The organism is Caballeronia sordidicola, assembly GCF_002220365.1.
Lineage (GTDB): Bacteria > Pseudomonadota > Gammaproteobacteria > Burkholderiales > Burkholderiaceae > Caballeronia > Caballeronia sordidicola_C.
On the sequence record NZ_MTHB01000048.1, the window covers coordinates 12,600 to 29,423 of the forward strand.

Consider the following 16,824-nt stretch of genomic DNA (forward strand, 5'->3'; position numbering starts at 1 on the left):
GCTGACGCGGGGCTTAGTCGTTTCGTTGCGAGCCGGGGATTGGGCTTAGGCGGCAGCCGACTGGCGCCGCTTGAGACTGGCAGACCAATTCATCGCGGGGCGCTCGACCAGCATGTAGAACACGAAGGCCACCGCAATCGGCACGATCATGAAGGCGAACGAGGCCCAGATGGTCGTTTGCAGCGCCGAGTGAAACAGCACCGATCCGAGCAGGATAAGGATAGGAATATGCACGATATACAGCGAGAAGCTGAACTCGCCGAGCCATGAGAAACCGCGCACAGGCAACGAGTTGCGCATGGGTTGATCCAGCACCTGGAACAGATACAGCGCGAACGCCAGCGCCCAGAACTGAAACGCCAGGTATTGCCCGAACTTGAACGCGCCGCAGCCAATCACCGCAACCACCAAGGCCGCGATCTTCAGTTTCATCGACCCGTTCGGCATCTTCTGCGCACCGGGCGCGGCCTTCGCCTCGGCGATCCACGCCCCGAGCGTCCATGAGAACCAGTACGACGCGAACAACACGATCTCATGACGCTCGAACACCAGTGCCGAAATCACGTTGACGATGCCGACGCAAACCAGCACCGCTTTCATCCCGATCCGCCGGCGCAACGCAATCAGCAACGGATACACAAGATAGAACTGCACTTCGAGCGACAGCGTCCACAACGCTCCGTTCGATCCGAACGTACCGCCGGCCACGCCCTGCAGCGACAGCAGGTTGACGATGAACAAATGCAGATCCGCCGTACCAATCTTGGGGCTGACCGGCGTGAAGCCGAGGCTGAACGTATCCAGCACATACGTCAGCACCAGCGCGGCGAGCAGCACCGGATAGATACGCGCGAACCGGCGCATCAGGAAGTTGCCGGTATCGAAGGGGGCGCCTGGATTGGCTAGCAGCTTGCGCGCCGTTGCGCGATGAATACAGTACCCGCTGATCACGAAGAAGATCGGCACGCCGGCCGAACCCCAGGCAATGGGGAAGGTGAGATAGCTGAAGAGCGTGTTGAGGTCGAACCTGGCCCCGCTCCTGTGGAATTGCTGTATGCCGATCCAGGTTATCTGGCGGCAGTGAAAATAAGCAACCAGCAATGCCGCGACACCACGCCACGCGTTGATGGCGACATCGCGGTCGTCGATGCTGACAGCGGCTGCGCGTTCGAGCGGTAACTGCAGGGAAGAACCGGCCGGATCGAGCAGGGACGAATCGCTCATTGAAAACCTCATGTCCAGGTTGAATGAAGGCCGGAGACGCTTCCCGGCCTTGCGGCGCCTTGTATGGTGCCCGTCTGGTGCCAGTCTGGCGCACCAATGGCCACTCAGGCGGCGCACTGTGCAGAGGTCATATTAGTCCGACAATTAATGGAAAAATATGCGTGGCAATCACCTCATCAAGCACATGATGAGCAAAAACCTCCTTACAGTCTGTTTGAAAGGTAACTAATTTATTCGGCAATTATTTGTCGTTTTTTTTCTGCTAACTTCATTTCAAACCATTCAAAGACAGGGGTACATCATGGACATGCACGCATTTGCCGGTATTGCTGTTTTGTTGATCCTCGCGGCTGTTTCGGCTTATCGGGACGCGCTACGTAACGATCCCATGTCGAAACTGAACGCGTCGGGCATTCGTTTTCCGCACTCGGACGATCAGGAATAAGCACTTCAGAACGACCGTGCTGCAATGCGGCAGGGGTTGAATTATTTTTTTTCGTGCACAGGCTGGCCCTTCCTGTCTGCAGGGCCCTGGCGAGTCACTACACCGCCTTGCGACGCAGCAAATTATTTTATCGCTTCAGAAGCGGCTTTCGATTGATATTTGCACCGTGATTGAAAGCTTTGAATGAATGCCAATTCGATGCGTTGCGATATTGCGCGAACGCACACGAACGGGCGTTCGTACATTTATTTGAAAGCATTTTAGGGAAGCGCGTGCGATGCTGAAAGTGACCAAAGCCGTATTTCCTGTCGCGGGACTCGGCACCCGCTTCCTGCCCGCGACAAAAGCGAGCCCCAAGGAAATGCTGCCTGTTGTGGATAAACCGCTGATCCAGTACGCGGTCGAAGAGGCGATAGCGGCGGGAATCACGGAAATGATATTCGTGACGGGCCGCAGTAAGCGAGCGATTGAAGACCACTTCGACAAATCCTACGAGATCGAGGCGGAACTCGAAGCGCGCGGCAAGGAGGCGTTGCTCGAGGTCGTGCGCAAGATCAAGCCCGCGAACGTGGACTGCTTTTACGTGCGCCAGCCGAGCGCGCTCGGGCTGGGCCATGCGGTGCTATGCGCTGAAAAGTTGATTGGCGAAAACCCGTTCGCCGTGATTCTTGCCGACGACCTGCTCTACAGCAAGGAGCCGGTCATGAAGCAACTCGTCGATGTGTTCAATCATTACCATAGCTCGGTCATTGGCGTAGAGCGGATCAGCCGGATCGACAGCGCGTCTTATGGCGTGATTGAAGGGCGCGAGTGGGAAGAGGACATCATCAAGCTGTCGGGCATCGTGGAGAAGCCGCAGCCGGCTTTGGCGCCGTCGAATCTGGGCGTGGTGGGGCGCTATGTGTTCATGCCGGGCATTTTCACGCATCTGCGCAATACGCGGGCCGGCAGTGGCGGCGAGATCCAATTGACTGACGCGATTGCGTCGTTGCTGGCCGTCGAGCAGGTGTTGGCGTACCGGTATTACGGCACCCGCTTCGATTGCGGCAGCAAGCTCGGTTATTTGAAGGCGACCGTGCAGCTCGCGTTGCAGCACCCCGAAGTGCGCGACGACTTCGAGGCCTATTTGCGTGAGTGTCTGCCCGCGTTGTTCCCCGCGGCAGTGGTCGAGCACGCTGAGCTGATCGAGCCTTTCTAGCGGGATGGTTTTCGTTCTTTCGTTCGCGCCAGCAGCTAATCACATCTGGCCACATCTGGCACGAGCGATTCCCGCAGGACCAGGAAAATCCGGAAAACCAGAAATCAAAAATCGAACCACCGGCATATCCACGGTGAGTAGGTCACGAGCAATTGCTGGATTGGTGCGTGATGCCCATAGGCAATCGTCGACACAGCAAGCAGACCCAGTCCGGCGAAGACCGACCCCGGCATCTTGCGCGGCTGCTTGAAAAAGCGTCGCAGGAAAAACAACGCGATACCGCTACCCAGGAACCAGCCGGCGATCACTTCAATCGGCGTATGGGCGTCCTGCACGACCCGGCAGAAGCCGATCAGCGCGCCCAGTGCCAACCCGGCCACTGCGCCCAGCCTGTACCACCTCACGCCCCTGCTTCCAGCCAGCAAACCTAACGTCACGCCCCACACCGCCGATGTCAGCATGGTGTGGCCGCTGAAAACGCGGAAGTCGATCGAACGAATCTCGATGCCGCAACCCGCGTACAGAATCTTGTTCACCCCGACTAATGTCAATGCGCCCGCCAACACACCGATCCAAACCAGCGCTTCACGCTTGTCAGTCGCGCCCAGCCATAATGCACATCCGGCTGCCAAGGGAATGGTCAGACCCGCATCGCCGAAATTGGTGATCAACCTCAAAACCGTCGTACCCGTCATACGCCCCCCGAAAAGCGCGCGCTTGAGCGGTGACCAGGATCGTCACCGCTGCGCTTGTTGCGCTGTGCCTATTGTATTGCTCGCTCCTAAGCTTCTTTTGACGCCTTCCTTCGACCCTTGCTTCCAACCCGTGTTTCCAACGCCGTCGTAACCTGATGTAACTCCCTCACTCCTCCGCGGCTTTCCTGCGTCCGGCCAACCGGTATTCGGTCGGTGAAATGGACAGGCGCTTGCGAAATATCTTGGCCAGTCCATCGCCGCTGCCGGCGCCGCATCGGCGCGCGATCTTATCGACGGGAAGGTCGGTCGCGGCAAGCAGCATGCAACTGGCATCCAGCCGCGCCCTCAACAAATACTCCGACGGCGTCAACCCGATCTGCGCCTTGAAGCGGCGCAGGAAATTGCGCTCGCTCATGGCCGCCACGCGCGCGGCATCCGCAATCGAAATCGGCCGGATGTAATTTTCACGCATCCACCGCGCGGCTGCGTCGATCTTTTGTCGCACGCCGCCCACGTCGGTGTCGTCGAGCACGGCGGACAACTTCGGCCACGCGCCCGGAATGGAGCGCTCCGAGACTTCCCGCGCCACCGCCGGCCCGTAATCACGCTTGATGATGGACAGTGCGGCCGCGATCGGACCCTTGGGGTCATCGAGCGTGAGTGTTTGCTCGGCGATAAAGAGCGAACTCGTCAGGGCGGACGCCGCCGCCGGGTCTTCAAAGTCGAGCGCCCGGTTCTGCAATGAAAGATTCGCCGCCGCGAGGATCTGCGAGCCTTCACCAATAGCCTTTACAAACGATATCTTCGGGGCAACCCGGCTTAGCCGCCTGAGCAACTGCGTATCCAGTTTCGCGCGCTGCGCGCCTTCGCCGCCCGCAATGAAGAGGGCGTCGCATTCGCTCATCCAGCGCGTGTCCAGACTCTCGGTCCAGATGCGCATGGAGCAACTGCTCGCAACGCTGCCGCCATCGCTCGACAAGAACAGCAACGCGTAATCCGGCACCGGCCCCGATTTGACGGCGGCAGAAGCGGACAACGTGTCAATCTCGTTGGCGAGCGAAAACACCTCCGATATCGAACTCACCTCGACCAGCGAGAAGTCTTCGAAGATCAGTATGCCGATCCGCTTGGGCGCGGCCTTCCCTTCCTGTATCGCTTCGTGCATGGCTTCTTGCATCGCTTCGTGTGCTGGACCTGAGCCTGACTCGTGCGCGGCTCCGGAGGCGGTTTCGTGCCGGTTCGAGCGGGATGCATCGGATGCCGGCGCAGTGTCAGCACTCGGCAATCGCACAATTTGCAGCCGGCTCATACCATTGACGTGTCCCATCAACTTGTCTCCGTTGTCGGTCCGGGCGGCGGGGATTGATCTCGTATGCGTCGCACTATACGCGGCGCAATAGAACCGTCAGGGCAGTCGTCTGAAAAGAACGAGATGTTGGCAGATGGTTTCGATATTCGAGTAATAAGCTGACCATCAGTGATCAAAAAAACCAGTCACGGGGTCTCTCTCAAGCATTGCATGAGACATTGCACGAGGCATGGCGAAGACTGTGACTAGAATCCTGGCCCGTTATCGAGCGCCGGACAAAACAAGGGGGTCGGACATGCTCAAGGTACGCAAGGCGGTGTTTCCCGTCGCAGGACTCGGTACGCGCTTTCTTCCTGCTACCAAGGCAAGTCCGAAAGAAATGCTGCCCATCGTCGATAAACCGCTGATCCAGCATGCAGTGGAAGAGGCGGTTGCAGCCGGCATCACGGAAATGATCTTCGTCACGGGCCGAGGCAAACGTGCGATCGAAGACCACTTCGATAAGTCATACGAAATTGAAGCCGAGCTCGAGGCACGCGGAAAACTTGCGCTGCTCGAACTTGTACGCAGCATCAAACCATCCCACGTCAATTGTGTTTATGTTCGTCAGGCGGAGCCGCTCGGACTCGGCCACGCGGTGCTGTGCGCGCAGAAGCTGATCGACAACGAACCGTTCGCCGTGATGCTCGCCGACGATCTGCTCGACGGTGAGCCGCCCGTGATGGCGCAGATGGTCGAGGTCTTCAACCGCTATCACTCGTCGGTGCTGGGCGTGGAGGATATCGATCCGCGTGAGTCGGGGTCGTATGGTGTGATCGAAGGCCGGCAGTGGGATGACGGACTCTTCAAGATAGCAAGCATGGTGGAGAAGCCTGAGCCGGCGTTGGCACCATCCAATCTTGGCGTGGTCGGACGCTATGTGCTGATGCCGCGCATCTTCGAGCATTTGCGCACGCAGAAGCCGGGCGCAGGCGGCGAGATCCAGTTGACCGATGCGATCCAGGCATTGCTTGCGCATGAACAGGTCCTTGCTTACCGGTATAAGGGCGAGCGCTTCGATTGCGGCAGCAAGCTCGGTTATCTGAAGGCCACTGTGGAGTTCGCGTTGCGTCACCCGGAAGTGGCCGAGCCGTTCAAAGCTTACTTGCGAGCGTTTCTCGCGAGCCGCAACCCCGCGCCGGTGGCGAGCGAGACGCCGCTCGACGAGGCGCCGGAACTGATCGGCTGAATGAATTAATCAAATGAGTCGGCTAGGTTCGCGAGCCGCAATTCATGAACCACGACAGGATTCGAATGGCAGCATGAACCGCGTTGTAAGTAGCGCTAGCCCCCCGGCGCGCGCTATGGTTTTTAGCCCGCCACGTGCGGGCTTTTTTTTGGTGCGCAGCACGTAAAAAAGCGGCTCGTCGAGCCGCTTATAGCGCCACTAACAGTCCACCCATGTCCCTTAACGAAAGTACGCTTTTGCGTTTGGGTGCACGTCTTCTCGAGCCAGGACTTCCGCGGGCATCAACCATGCATAGTCGCTATGTTGATCGAAACGGCCAATCGGCACCGAACCGCCCAGCATGATCGAATAAGCAAGCGAGACATAGTGCGTGGCAATGTCAGGGACGCCAGCGAAGTTGTCCTCGTAGAAGTGCTCGAACACGCCGAACAGGCGCGATGACGAGCGCTGTACGCTCGCTATGCCCAGTTCATCGCAGACCACCCGTGTGAACGCGGTATCGAGCGTTTCGCCTTTGCGGACCCGCCCCCCCGGGATGAACCAGGTCTCTTGCGCGGGCCGGTTGCGGCGCTGTCCGAGGAGCACCCGGCGGTTACCGTCCGTCACGATCAGGTCGATGGACACAAGCGGCGTCAGGCGAATGGCATTGAGGAAATCCGTGTCAACGAGGATCACGGGTGCGTCCGACGGCGGCGCTTTCTTGAGCAGGTCGGCCTGTTGCGCGGCGGCGGCGACTGATGAAAGCGAAGAGAGATCTGTCACGCTCGTGGTACCTCATTCATGTTCGTCGTTATTGAATAAGCGCGTGGCGACGTGGCCGATAAAAAGCACCGCCAAGGCGATCAGCGCGCTGACTGCCAACCCACCGCCGAGCATTGCGACGACGATGATCGTCATCCAGCGCAGGCCGTCCATGATGGTTCCGAGTGTGCTTTAGATCGCTGTGTTTGCGGCCAGACACGCAATGTTTGCGTGGCTGCGTTCACTGCGTCGGCATTTTATGCAGATGAGTCAGTTTAGCGCGCGGTCATCGCTGCCGTATCGGCTTTGAACTGGCTTATGCCGCCGAAAGATCGTGTTTGGAAGCCAATCGGAGCAATAGTCCTTCAGAGGCCTTCACCGTGCCTGGGCGCGTGGTTGACGCACGCAGCGTTTAGCACGCTGGCGTATCTGGATGGACCATGGCGGTCCTTCTCTCAGCGCCTCTTGTTTGCGGCCCATCAGACGTCCGTGTGCCCTTCAACCGACACGCCCGCAGGATGTTTCATCTCCCCGGGGGTGTCGTGGACTTGTTCAGGTGGGCAAGCGCTCAGCACGTTCAGGCAGCCGAGTATGGCGGCGAAAAGGAGGCTGCTCGCGGATGTGGTGGCATGCCCTTGTTCATGGTGGTTCATGGCGATTGCAGCGGGGTCACCACTGCCCTGAAAACGATGTGCTTAATGGCACGAACGGACGCGCTAAGAATTAGCGGCGTGTACGAATCCGACGACTCAAGCGGGTCTCGAACACGCGCGATGCCTTGTTCTTCGACTACGTCGACTGTCGTCATGGAGATCGAATGTAAGGCACGCGGGAAACCGGTTCTGTCGGAACTTTCGCAAAAATTCGATGGAGTATTGAAACGCTGTGGAGAGCGAAAACGTGCTGCGTTAGCGTCGGTTTCATGCGGCATCGATAGCCGGTACCACACGCGAGCGTGGAATGAGAAACGTCAACGAAGAGCGCCCGGCCACCTGTTGGCCGGGGCATCCCAATGCCTGACGCCATCTCCCAATGCCTGTGCATAGGGACGGGAAGGCTTACTGCGCCACGTAACCTTCGGGCGTGTTGACGTTCGCTTTCATCACGCCGGCATTCTGCGACACCACGTACACCGGCGCCTCGGTCAGTGTCAGCGCCACGCGGCCGTTTGCGTAAGGCAGCGTGGACGGATTGCCCATCATGTCGAGCACGGTAACCGTTCCGGAGGTTCCCGTTGCATCCACCAGCAAGGTGTATTTCACGCCATGCGTCTCGCTGAATCCGGATGCCCCCGGCCACACCGCATTCTCATGCGTCCACAGCGCGGTGACGACCTTGCCGCCGTTCAAGCGCTGGAACGCATACGCATAGACGCCGGGCGGCGTGTTCTTGACGGGACCGAGCGTGCTGGTGCCATCGATCATGCGGGTCATTGCGGCTACGCCCATGGCCGCGGGTTTCGGGCTGATCTGTGTCTGGCCGTAGCCGCCTTCGGCGTTCACGAGATCGAAGAAGATGCCATAACCCACTTCGGTCGGATCGGCCGTATAGAAGATATAGCTCATGTCCGCGCCCTCGCCGAGCAGGATCAGGTGCAGCCGTGAGACCAACGCGCCCTGGGCATACAGCACGTTCGCCGACGGCGTCGCGCTCCCGTACTTCGTGCCGATGTCATAGCTGATACCCGACTCGGTGATGAACAGTTTCGCGCCGGATTTAAGCATCTGCGTCATGGCGTGACGCAGCCCGCGCATCATCGCGGGCAGGCTTTGTGCGGCTTTGTGCGGATCGCTGTTACCCGCCATGCGTTCTGGCGGATGCGAGGGCGACGTCCCGACGTCGTAGTAACCATGCGCGCTTACGCCGTCGAGATACTTCGCAATACCTAGCGGCGCGAGCCGGTTCAACCACTCGGTGTTCTTCCCCAGCGACGACAACGTCAGGCCCATCACGACTGCATGGGGATCGGTGGCGTGGATCGCTTCGTAAGTAGCTTGATACATGGCGACGAGATTGGCGTCCGTATCGCGCCACGGCAGGCCGCCTTCGTAGTCGGGTTCCCAGCTCACCTGATAGTAGTTGTTCGATTGCTGCGGAAACACGCTCGAGCGCACCCGGTTCGATTCCTCACCCACGCGCTTCATATAGGCGCTGTAGTCGGCAAGCGAGGACGGCGCGTAACTGTGCGTGTCCTTGCCCGTGCGATTCGCCCAGCCCGGAATGCCGTCAAGCTGGATCAGCCGCAGCAGGTCGCCAGGTTTGAAGAACGGCACGAGGTTGTCGGCGGCGGGATTGAAGGTGTTCGGCGCTTTCGGTTCGGTGATGTACCAGTTGCGGTTGTCGTTGACCCAGGTCAGGCCCAGGTCGGGATAGAGCGGCCGATACCCATCGCCCGAACAGCATGTCTGGCCGGGCCGCAGATACGCCGCGCCTTGGCCGCCGAAGCGATGCAGGTCGAGGGTCTTGTACGTGACGGCGGGCAGTATGGCCGTGACGTCGGGCAGCACGCCGAAGGTGGCGATACCCGCTGGCCGCGTGCCGCGTGAGGGCAATACGGCGGGAGTTGCATTGGCGGCATCTAGTTGTGCCGTGACCGAAAAATAGCCGGCAGCCTGAGACGTGCACCTGATGGTCGATGTATGCGCACCGGGCGTCACGGCGAAACGGCCGCTTGCCTTGACCGTGTTCCACGCGTCCTCTATGCGCCATGCGAGCGTGCCGGCCGACTTGGCCCGCGTGGTCAGCGCGAGTTCGAACGATTTGCGAAGCGCAAACATGCGCGTGCCGTCGCTGCCGGGCGTGTCGGCTTCGATTGCATCGCCGGAAGCTGGCGCATCGACCGGCGCGGCGGCCGGGCTGCATTGTATCGGCAGCGGGCTGGAGGGAGGCGGCGCGTCGGCTGCGAAGCGCGCCATGGCGGCGTCCGCGCGGGCCTCGACCCAGCAACGCTTCGACGCACCCGGCGCGGGGTCGTCGAACACGCCGTTGTCGCAACCCGTGCCGCCGGTGAAGGTCTTGACCACGTGCTTCCCGGGCGTGCCGTAGAGCACCTTTCTGGCGCCGTCGAAGGAGCAACGCTCGTACTCCGCTGCGCAGGGTGTCCAGGAACCGCCGTCGATCTTGACGGTGTCTGCGGGCGTGGCGGACGCATCCTGAGCCGCAGCGTTTTCGCCTCGGCATGCACCTACGGACACCGCGACGACGAAGGCCAGCGCGAACCTGGTGTATCGAGCCAGCAGGCGGGACGTGCGCGGCGCCATGCGTGCGGCGAGTCTTTCGGTCGATGAATTTCTCATTACACCCCGCGGTGAGAGCCGGGTGGTTTGAGTTCGCTGCGACGGTGTTTTCCACCGGGGAAAGCGCACTCTCCACCTTCGTGCTACCTGAATGAAACGTTTTCGGATGCGCTGCGCTGCAGCGTCCAATCACCCGGCAAACGCCTGCAAGTTTCTATCTCGCGATGCAACATAAGGCACCGTTCCTCGGTGCCGCGAGCAGCCGCGCGGCGCCCGGAGCGCCTGTTCATAACGCTTCCGATTGCGCTGAGGATAGGCGAGCTGCAATGAACACGCCAGTCATGACGATGGACGTTGTCGGATGCTGACGGTATCAAACCACCCCGACGCATATGGGTGGCGGGATAGCGCGACATTCTGGCTGATCCGGCGTTGTTCGCCGCTGCTTTGGCCGACCGGCGCTTGCGTAACTAATCTGTATCAAAACGTGAGAGGGCTGCCCGGGGATACGTCACGCGGGCGAAGATGGACGATCTGACGCGAGCAGGCAAGTGTAGGGCTGCTGACAAGTGGTATGTGAGTGGTTGCATTGAGTTGTCATCCGTCGCCACCCCGGCGGATTTTTGCGCCTGCTTGTGCGGCCTTTGCGTTCATTGGATTCTCATTGCGTGCCCTTCTATGTCCCGTGCGCACGGGGTTTGTCGCCGCTGATCGCCCGGTGAGGGCATTTGAATTAGCGTGAATAAGCTTTTATCAGATGAAATGATTTTGTTGCCATCGTGAAACGTCATTTTGATGGATACAAGGAAAGAATTGAAGTATGTGCGTTACCGCACGTTGCCGGATTATGTTGTTAATTGCGCGGGCTCTTTAAAGGCGTGATTTAACACTTGTATTTTAATTAGAACTGGTTTTTCAAGGGTCTTAACCGAGGCTTAAAAAGGCGTGTCTTCGTGAAGCGTGTTTTTAATCATGATTTCTGATGTTTCACACACGCAACGTTTACCGCTGCTGACGCGCTCGCCGCATCCCCGCCAGAGCCGCGCGTGCCCGGCGAAGCCTTGCCGCATGGGCCTTGTTAAACCGTGCGGAAGGTTGATTTGTATGACGTTCCGGCCTTCCGAAGGCCCTGTCCGATATGTGCGGTCGAATTGAACTGGCATTCCTCTTGCAATGTGCCATTCGAAATCAAAGTTTCGGACATTCAAATTTTTTACAAAAAATGCCGCACGAACGTATTCAAATTCACTGAATGATAGGCAGCGCACGTAATGAAAGGATTTGAATGGCGACGTCTGAAGTTTTCCGCCAACATCTCGCTACTTTCAGTCACGACAACCTAATCAAACTTGAGGGTGTCTATGATGCACCGCAATGAGAACCCATTATCCAATCGTGTTGGATTCAACAAGTTCGCAGGGGAACGCCATGCCGTACGCCAGTCTTGAACCCGCCGTAATGGGATGGCTACAGCCCGCCCCCCGTACCACCCAGGCCGAGATCCGCCGCATCGCGATCCTGCTGTTCGACGGCTTCTCGCTGCTCGGCGCCGGGATTGTCGCGGAGGTCTTCCATGTCGCGAATGAACTGGCCGTTCTGAGAGCGCGCAACGACTGGACCTACGACGTGCGTTTCCTGTCCGTCGAAGGCGGCAACGTGGCGTGTTCGTCGTCGGTACGGGTGTGGACCGACGGCCTCGATGCACGCCACTACGGCGGCTTCGATGCACTGTTCGTGGCCGGCGGCAAGGGCGCAGACGGTGCAGCGGGCGACGAACGCATCGTGGAATGGCTGCGCCGTGTGCACTCCAAGACCACGGTGGTCAAGTCGATCGCTGAAGGGCGCAAGGTACTCGACGCCGCTGGCATCGGTCACGCGGCCGAGACGCAGATCCGCGTTGGTCATTCGATGATGCACGCCGTGCGCGAAGAGCAGGCGAGCGAAGCGGGAGACCGCTACGAGTCCATGAAGGGCGCGTTGCTGATGATCAAGCGCGACCTCGGCGTAGACGTGGCCCGTGGGGTTGCGGAACGTCTTATGCCTGGCTCGGCGTCGAAGCTTGTTCCGTTGCTCGGCGACAGCGGCACGGCCTCTGCCGGCGACAAGATCCGCACCGCCGCGCGCTGGCTGCAGGATAACTGCGAGCGGCCGATCTCGGTCGTGGATGCAGCACAAGTGGCGGCCATGAGCGAACGCAACTTCCTGCGCCGCTTCAAGATCGAGATGGGCATCACGCCCTCGGACTATCTGCTCCAAGCGCGTCTTGCCGTGACCTGCACGTTGCTCACTGACTCGGAACTGCCGGTCGACAAGATCGCGCGTCGCAGCGGCATGGGCAACGGCGACCGTCTCGCCAAGATCTTCCGCAAGCGCCTTCTTATTTCACCCACCGAATACCGGATGCAAAGCCGCCGCGATGCGGGCGTCTGATTGACGGTAAGTCCAGCTTTTTTGACCGTGGTCACGGAGCGTTGAGAGGCAAGCGGTTCGGTTGAAGCGGGGTCGACGATCGGTGCAAATGGCGCGCGCAGCTCCGCCCGGGGAACGGGTTAAAGAATATAGGAATACTAAGATGGACAGAAAGTTCAGGCAGGATATCGAGGAAACCGCTGAGACGATCAACGCTCCGGGATTGACCACGGAGTGCCGTCGTCTTGTGCAGGTGATTCTCGCGGGCGGCTCAGGCACGCGCTTGTGGCCAGTGTCGCGCGAACAATTTCCGAAGCAGCTGATTGGCGTGATCGGCACAGAGTCGTTGCTACAGGCCACCGTGCTGCGCATGAAGCACTTCCCCGCAGCGTGGGACGTGGCAGCGGAACCGGTGATCGTGTGCGGCGAAGAGCACCGCTTCGCAACCGGCGAGCAGGTACGTGAAAGTGGCGTGACTGCTCGCATCGTGGTTGAGCCTGCACGCCGCGATACGGCCCCCGCGCTGACGCTTGCAGCATTGACCGCGTGCGATGACGGGAAGGACGCCATCCTCGTGGCCATGCCGGCCGACCATGCCATTGCCGATCTCGATGCGCTGCATGCGTCCATCGAAACAGCCGCGCGTTTTGCGCAGGCCGGCAACATTGCCACGCTCGGCATTCCGCCCACGCGCCCCGACACCGGCTTCGGCTACATCCGCCTGGGTGACGCGCTTCAGGACGGCGCGCATCGCATCGAGCGCTTCGTCGAAAAACCGGTTGCCGAACTGGCCACGCAATACGTGGCATCCGGTAATTATTGGTGGAACAGCGGCATCTTCGTCGTGCGTGCATCGGTATGGCTTGCCGTACTCGAACAACTCCAGCCGGAGATGCACGCGGCATGTGTCTTGTCGTACGAACAATTGAATAAAGCAGACGGATACTTGCGTCCATGCGCTGCGGAGTTTGCGAAGTCACCATCCGATTCGATCGACTACGCAGTGATGGAACACCTCGGCAAGCCCGGGTCGCCGTTCGAGGGCGTGGTCGTACCGCTCGAAGCTGGCTGGTCCGATCTCGGTTCGTGGGACGCCGTATGGGATGCGATGGAGAAGGACGAATCCGGCAACGTGGCAAGCGGACGGGTCCTGTTTGAAGGATCGACCGCGAGTTACGCGCGCTCGGAAGGTGGCAGGCTCGTGGCGTGTGTGGGCACGACGAACCTGATCGTCGTCGAGACGGACGACGCGGTTCTGGTGGCCGACCGCTCACGCGTGCAGGACATCAAGGGCCTGGTGTCGCGCATCAAGCTGGCCAAGTCACCGGAAGCCGATGCGCATAGAAAGGTTCGCCGCCCGTGGGGTTTCTATGACTCCATCGATCACGGCGAGCGGTTTCAGGTGAAGCGCATCGTGGTGAATCCGGGCGCGCGCCTGTCGCTGCAAATGCATCACCACCGTGCGGAGCACTGGGTCGTCGTCAGCGGCACGGCGCTCGTCACGCGCGGCGAAGAAGAGTTTCTGCTGAGCGAAAACGAATCGACCTATATCCCGCTCGGCGTGCGTCACCGCCTTGAGAATCCCGGTCGCGTGCCGCTTGAAATAATTGAAGTGCAGTCTGGGACCTACCTCGGCGAAGACGACATCGTCAGATTCGACGACAAGTATGGCCGGTGCAATTAAACAACCGTCAAGCTAAAAAAGTTAGTGGTTCGGGGAGAATAAAAATGCGCGGAATAACAGACCTGTTGGCGCGAGTATTCGATGTCACGATGATCGTGCTGGGTGCGCTCGTGGCGTCGCAGATCCGTTTCGACGACATCTCGCAGCGTAGCTTTTATCTGGCGTTCGTGGCCTTCGCAGCGGCGTTTTCGCTCGCGGTGTTTCCAGCGTTCGGTGTGTATGTCTCCTGGCGCGGCCGCTCGAAGAGCGCGCTCGCCGGGCAGGTAGCGCTCAGCTGGCTCGTCGTGCAGGTCTGCGCAATGGCGCTGATGTTCTCCCTGCATAGAATCGACTTCGTGTCGCGTCTCTGGTTCGTCTACTGGACCGGCATTGCAGGCGCCGCGATGATCGCCGGCCGCCTGGTCACGCACAGCGTGCTGGGACGGGTGCGCAACGCAGGTCTGAATCTGCAGCAGGTTGCAGTCGCGGGATGCGGCGAACATTGCGACGAGATCGTTCGCAAGATCGACACGGCGCCGGCAGCAGGCTTTCGTGCGTCGGCCGCCTACAACGTGCAGGCCGGAGCCACGATGAACACCCGTGTGCCGGTGTTCGAAGACCATGAAGCCTTCGCCAACTACGTGCGTACGCAGAACGTGGGTGAAGTCTGGCTCGCGCTGCCGCTGACCGAAGAACGCACGATCCTCAAGCTCGTCGATGAATTTCGCAACGACCTGATCAACATCCGTTTCATGCCCGACGTGCGCACGCTTGCGCTCTTCGAAGGCAGCGTGACCAACCTGCTCGGCGTGCCGACCATCAACCTGGCGACCTCACCACTGCCGCCGAACGCGATGATGCAGAAGGAGATCTTCGATCGCTTCTTCGCGCTCGGTGCCTTGATCGCGGTCTCGCCGATCCTGCTTGGCTGCGCGATCGCGGTGAAGCTCAGTTCACGCGGCCCGGTGTTCTTCAAGCAACGCCGTAAGGGCGCGGATGGCCGTGTCTTCACCATCTACAAGTTCCGCACCATGCGCCTGCATGCGCAGAAAGCCGGCGTGCTGGAACAGGCCAAGCGCGGCGACCCGCGGATCACGCGCGTAGGGGGGTTCCTGCGCCGCACGAGTCTCGACGAACTGCCGCAATTCTTCAACGTGCTGCGCGGCGACATGTCGGTGGTCGGACCGCGTCCGCATGCGCTCGAACATGACGATCTTTATCAGAAGGTCGTATCTGGTTACATCCACCGCTACCGCATCAAACCCGGCATTACCGGGTGGGCGCAGGTGAATGGTTTTCGCGGCGAAACTGATCGCATCGAGAAAATGGAGGGACGCGTAGCACACGATTTGTACTACCTCGGGAACTGGTCGTTCGGACTGGATATGAAAATTATCCTTGCGACGATCTTCAAGGGTTTGCGCCACACCAACGCTTATTGAAGCAGGGGACGACAACATGAACAGCCAACAACTATCCGGTGCCACGGTGCCGAACAAAAACAGCCATGCCGTGCCTGGAACGCGTGTGGCTATCTCCCTGGCGATTGCCGCCATGCTGTCCGCCTGTGCGTTTGCACCGGGCCAGCACATGATCACGCCGGCTGCGGTGCCGGTCACGACAGCCGAGAACGGCGACGTGACGAGCGACATGCAGATCCCGATCAAGCAGATTGACCTGACCCTGATCCGCCAGATCCACGCGGAGCAGAAGAGCAACACCATGGCGCAGGCACAGCTCAACCTTTTCGCCAAGCCGGCGGGTTACAAGCTCGGCGCAGGTGACGTGTTGCAGATCGTGGTCTGGGACCACCCGGAACTCGCCGCGGCACTCGGCCAGCCGGCGCAGAACACGAGGCCCGGTGATGCAGCGCCTGGTTTTGTGGTCGACAGCGAAGGCAACATCCAGTTTCCTTACGTGACCCACGCAATCCACGCCGCGGGCAAGACCCCGGAGCAGATCCAGCGCGAGATCTACGCTGACCTGAGCAAGGTGTTCGTCAAGCCTCAAGTCACGGTTCGCGTGGCGTCGTTCCGTTCTTCGCAAGTCTATGTGGACGGTGACGTACGTGCGCCGGGTGCGCAGACGATCAACGACATTCCGATGACGCTGACCGAAGCGGTCAACCGTGCCGGGGGCTTTGCGCCGACCGCCGATCAGAGCCGCGTGACGATCACGCGCAATGGCACGGCCTACCCCGTGAATGTGGCTCAGATGTTGAAGCAGGGCAAGAATCCGGCCGACATCATGCTGCAGCCGGGCGACATGCTGCATGTGGATGCACGCGATGACAACACCGTCTACGTGATGGGCGAAGTGACCAAGCCCACGGCTGTGTCGCCGTTGCGCGATGGCACCCTCACGCTGGGTGAAGCCATCGTGCAGGCAGGTCAGATCAACCAGGAAACCTCCAATGCGTCGCAGCTTTTCGTGGTCCGCCAGGCAACCGGAGACTCTCCGGTTATCTATCGCCTCGATGCACGCTCGCCGGTGTCCATGTTGCTTGCAAACCAGTTTCCGCTCGAGGCGAAAGACGTTGTCTATGTCGACAACAGCGGTCTTGTCCGCGCCAGCCGCGTGTTGAATCTGTTGCTGCCGGCTATTAACGCGGGCCTGACCGCCGCGATCGTAACCAAGTAGTCCTGGAGCTGCGTCCGGCGCTTGACGTCATGAAGA

Annotated in this window: 13 protein-coding genes; 7 read left to right on the plus strand and 6 right to left on the minus strand. The window is 59.9% G+C overall.

Annotation, left to right across the window (positions count from 1 at the left end):
* Positions 1-45 precede the first annotated feature (45 nt).
* A complete protein-coding gene (locus BSU04_RS08605) occupies positions 46-1,224 on the minus strand; it encodes an acyltransferase family protein (RefSeq protein ID WP_089160221.1) in 1,179 nt (392 codons plus the stop codon).
* Positions 1,225-1,525: 301 nt separating this feature from the next.
* Here BSU04_RS08605 and BSU04_RS46330 point away from each other — a divergent pair, with 301 nt between their 5' ends.
* Together BSU04_RS46330 and galU (BSU04_RS08610) are read left to right on the plus strand one after the other, a co-directional pair.
* Positions 1,526-1,669, plus strand: a complete 144-nt coding sequence (locus tag BSU04_RS46330; protein WP_165092361.1) for a hypothetical protein — start codon at positions 1,526-1,528, stop codon at positions 1,667-1,669.
* 277 nt (positions 1,670-1,946) lie between these two features.
* Positions 1,947-2,867 carry a UTP--glucose-1-phosphate uridylyltransferase GalU gene (gene galU, locus BSU04_RS08610; RefSeq protein ID WP_089160222.1) on the plus strand — a complete coding sequence of 307 codons (921 nt, stop codon included), beginning with the start codon at positions 1,947-1,949 and terminating at the stop codon, positions 2,865-2,867.
* A gap of 104 nt (positions 2,868-2,971) precedes the next feature.
* Here the strand turns inward: galU (BSU04_RS08610) and BSU04_RS08615 are convergent, their stop codons facing one another.
* A complete protein-coding gene (locus tag BSU04_RS08615; RefSeq protein ID WP_089160223.1) occupies positions 2,972-3,562 on the minus strand; it encodes a phosphatase PAP2 family protein in 591 nt (196 codons plus the stop codon).
* Between the two features lie 166 nt (positions 3,563-3,728).
* A complete protein-coding gene (locus tag BSU04_RS08620; RefSeq protein ID WP_089160238.1) occupies positions 3,729-4,739 on the minus strand; it encodes a helix-turn-helix domain-containing protein in 1,011 nt (336 codons plus the stop codon).
* A 427-nt stretch (positions 4,740-5,166) separates the two neighbouring features.
* Between BSU04_RS08620 and galU (BSU04_RS08625) the strand changes: the two genes are divergently transcribed.
* Positions 5,167-6,099 carry a UTP--glucose-1-phosphate uridylyltransferase GalU gene (galU, locus tag BSU04_RS08625; RefSeq protein WP_089160224.1) on the plus strand — a complete coding sequence of 311 codons (933 nt, stop codon included), beginning with the start codon at positions 5,167-5,169 and terminating at the stop codon, positions 6,097-6,099.
* A 219-nt stretch (positions 6,100-6,318) separates the two neighbouring features.
* On the opposite strand, the gene BSU04_RS08630 is transcribed toward galU (BSU04_RS08625), so the two are convergent.
* The 3 genes from BSU04_RS08630 to BSU04_RS08635 all read right to left on the minus strand — a co-directional run bounded on the left by BSU04_RS08630 (position 6,319) and on the right by BSU04_RS08635 (position 10,136).
* Positions 6,319-6,771: a GDP-mannose mannosyl hydrolase gene (locus tag BSU04_RS08630; RefSeq protein ID WP_089160239.1), complete on the minus strand. Its 453-nt coding sequence runs from the start codon at positions 6,769-6,771 to the stop codon at positions 6,319-6,321.
* A 102-nt stretch (positions 6,772-6,873) separates the two neighbouring features.
* Positions 6,874-7,014, minus strand: coding sequence for a hypothetical protein (locus tag BSU04_RS46335; RefSeq protein WP_179258254.1), 141 nt, complete (start codon positions 7,012-7,014; stop codon positions 6,874-6,876).
* Between the two features lie 884 nt (positions 7,015-7,898).
* Complete coding sequence (locus BSU04_RS08635) at positions 7,899-10,136, minus strand: hypothetical protein (RefSeq protein WP_256982328.1); 2,238 nt, start codon at positions 10,134-10,136, stop codon at positions 7,899-7,901.
* 1,368 nt (positions 10,137-11,504) lie between these two features.
* On the opposite strand from BSU04_RS08635, the gene BSU04_RS08640 reads away from it, so the two are divergent.
* From BSU04_RS08640 to BSU04_RS08655, 4 genes are all read left to right on the plus strand, one after another.
* Positions 11,505-12,506 (plus strand): GlxA family transcriptional regulator, encoded by a 1,002-nt coding sequence (locus BSU04_RS08640; RefSeq protein ID WP_089160240.1) that lies wholly within the window; start codon positions 11,505-11,507, stop codon positions 12,504-12,506.
* A gap of 142 nt (positions 12,507-12,648) precedes the next feature.
* Complete coding sequence (locus BSU04_RS08645; RefSeq protein WP_089160226.1) at positions 12,649-14,169, plus strand: mannose-1-phosphate guanylyltransferase/mannose-6-phosphate isomerase; 1,521 nt, start codon at positions 12,649-12,651, stop codon at positions 14,167-14,169.
* 44 nt (positions 14,170-14,213) lie between these two features.
* Positions 14,214-15,590 (plus strand): undecaprenyl-phosphate glucose phosphotransferase, encoded by a 1,377-nt coding sequence (locus BSU04_RS08650; protein WP_089160227.1) that lies wholly within the window; start codon positions 14,214-14,216, stop codon positions 15,588-15,590.
* A 16-nt stretch (positions 15,591-15,606) separates the two neighbouring features.
* Positions 15,607-16,788, plus strand: coding sequence for a polysaccharide biosynthesis/export family protein (locus tag BSU04_RS08655; protein WP_089160228.1), 1,182 nt, complete (start codon positions 15,607-15,609; stop codon positions 16,786-16,788).
* Positions 16,789-16,824 lie beyond the last annotated feature (36 nt).

What these genes read in the sequence shown, in the direction of transcription:
- BSU04_RS46330 (WP_165092361.1), top strand. Translation starts at nt 1,526, where the DNA reads ATGGACATGCACGCATTTGCCGGTATTGCTGTTTTGTTGATCCTCGCG.
- BSU04_RS08605 (WP_089160221.1), bottom strand. Translation starts at nt 1,224, where the DNA reads ATGAGCGATTCGTCCCTGCTCGATCCGGCCGGTTCTTCCCTGCAGTTA.
- BSU04_RS46335 (WP_179258254.1), bottom strand. Translation starts at nt 7,014, where the DNA reads ATGGACGGCCTGCGCTGGATGACGATCATCGTCGTCGCAATGCTCGGC.
- BSU04_RS08650 (WP_089160227.1), top strand. Translation starts at nt 14,214, where the DNA reads ATGCGCGGAATAACAGACCTGTTGGCGCGAGTATTCGATGTCACGATG.
- BSU04_RS08655 (WP_089160228.1), top strand. Translation starts at nt 15,607, where the DNA reads ATGAACAGCCAACAACTATCCGGTGCCACGGTGCCGAACAAAAACAGC.
- BSU04_RS08615 (WP_089160223.1), bottom strand. Translation starts at nt 3,562, where the DNA reads ATGACGGGTACGACGGTTTTGAGGTTGATCACCAATTTCGGCGATGCG.
- BSU04_RS08640 (WP_089160240.1), top strand. Translation starts at nt 11,505, where the DNA reads ATGCCGTACGCCAGTCTTGAACCCGCCGTAATGGGATGGCTACAGCCC.
- galU (WP_089160224.1), top strand. Translation starts at nt 5,167, where the DNA reads ATGCTCAAGGTACGCAAGGCGGTGTTTCCCGTCGCAGGACTCGGTACG.
- BSU04_RS08645 (WP_089160226.1), top strand. Translation starts at nt 12,649, where the DNA reads ATGGACAGAAAGTTCAGGCAGGATATCGAGGAAACCGCTGAGACGATC.
- galU (WP_089160222.1), top strand. Translation starts at nt 1,947, where the DNA reads ATGCTGAAAGTGACCAAAGCCGTATTTCCTGTCGCGGGACTCGGCACC.
- BSU04_RS08620 (WP_089160238.1), bottom strand. Translation starts at nt 4,739, where the DNA reads ATGCAAGAAGCCATGCACGAAGCGATACAGGAAGGGAAGGCCGCGCCC.
- BSU04_RS08635 (WP_256982328.1), bottom strand. Translation starts at nt 10,136, where the DNA reads ATGAGAAATTCATCGACCGAAAGACTCGCCGCACGCATGGCGCCGCGC.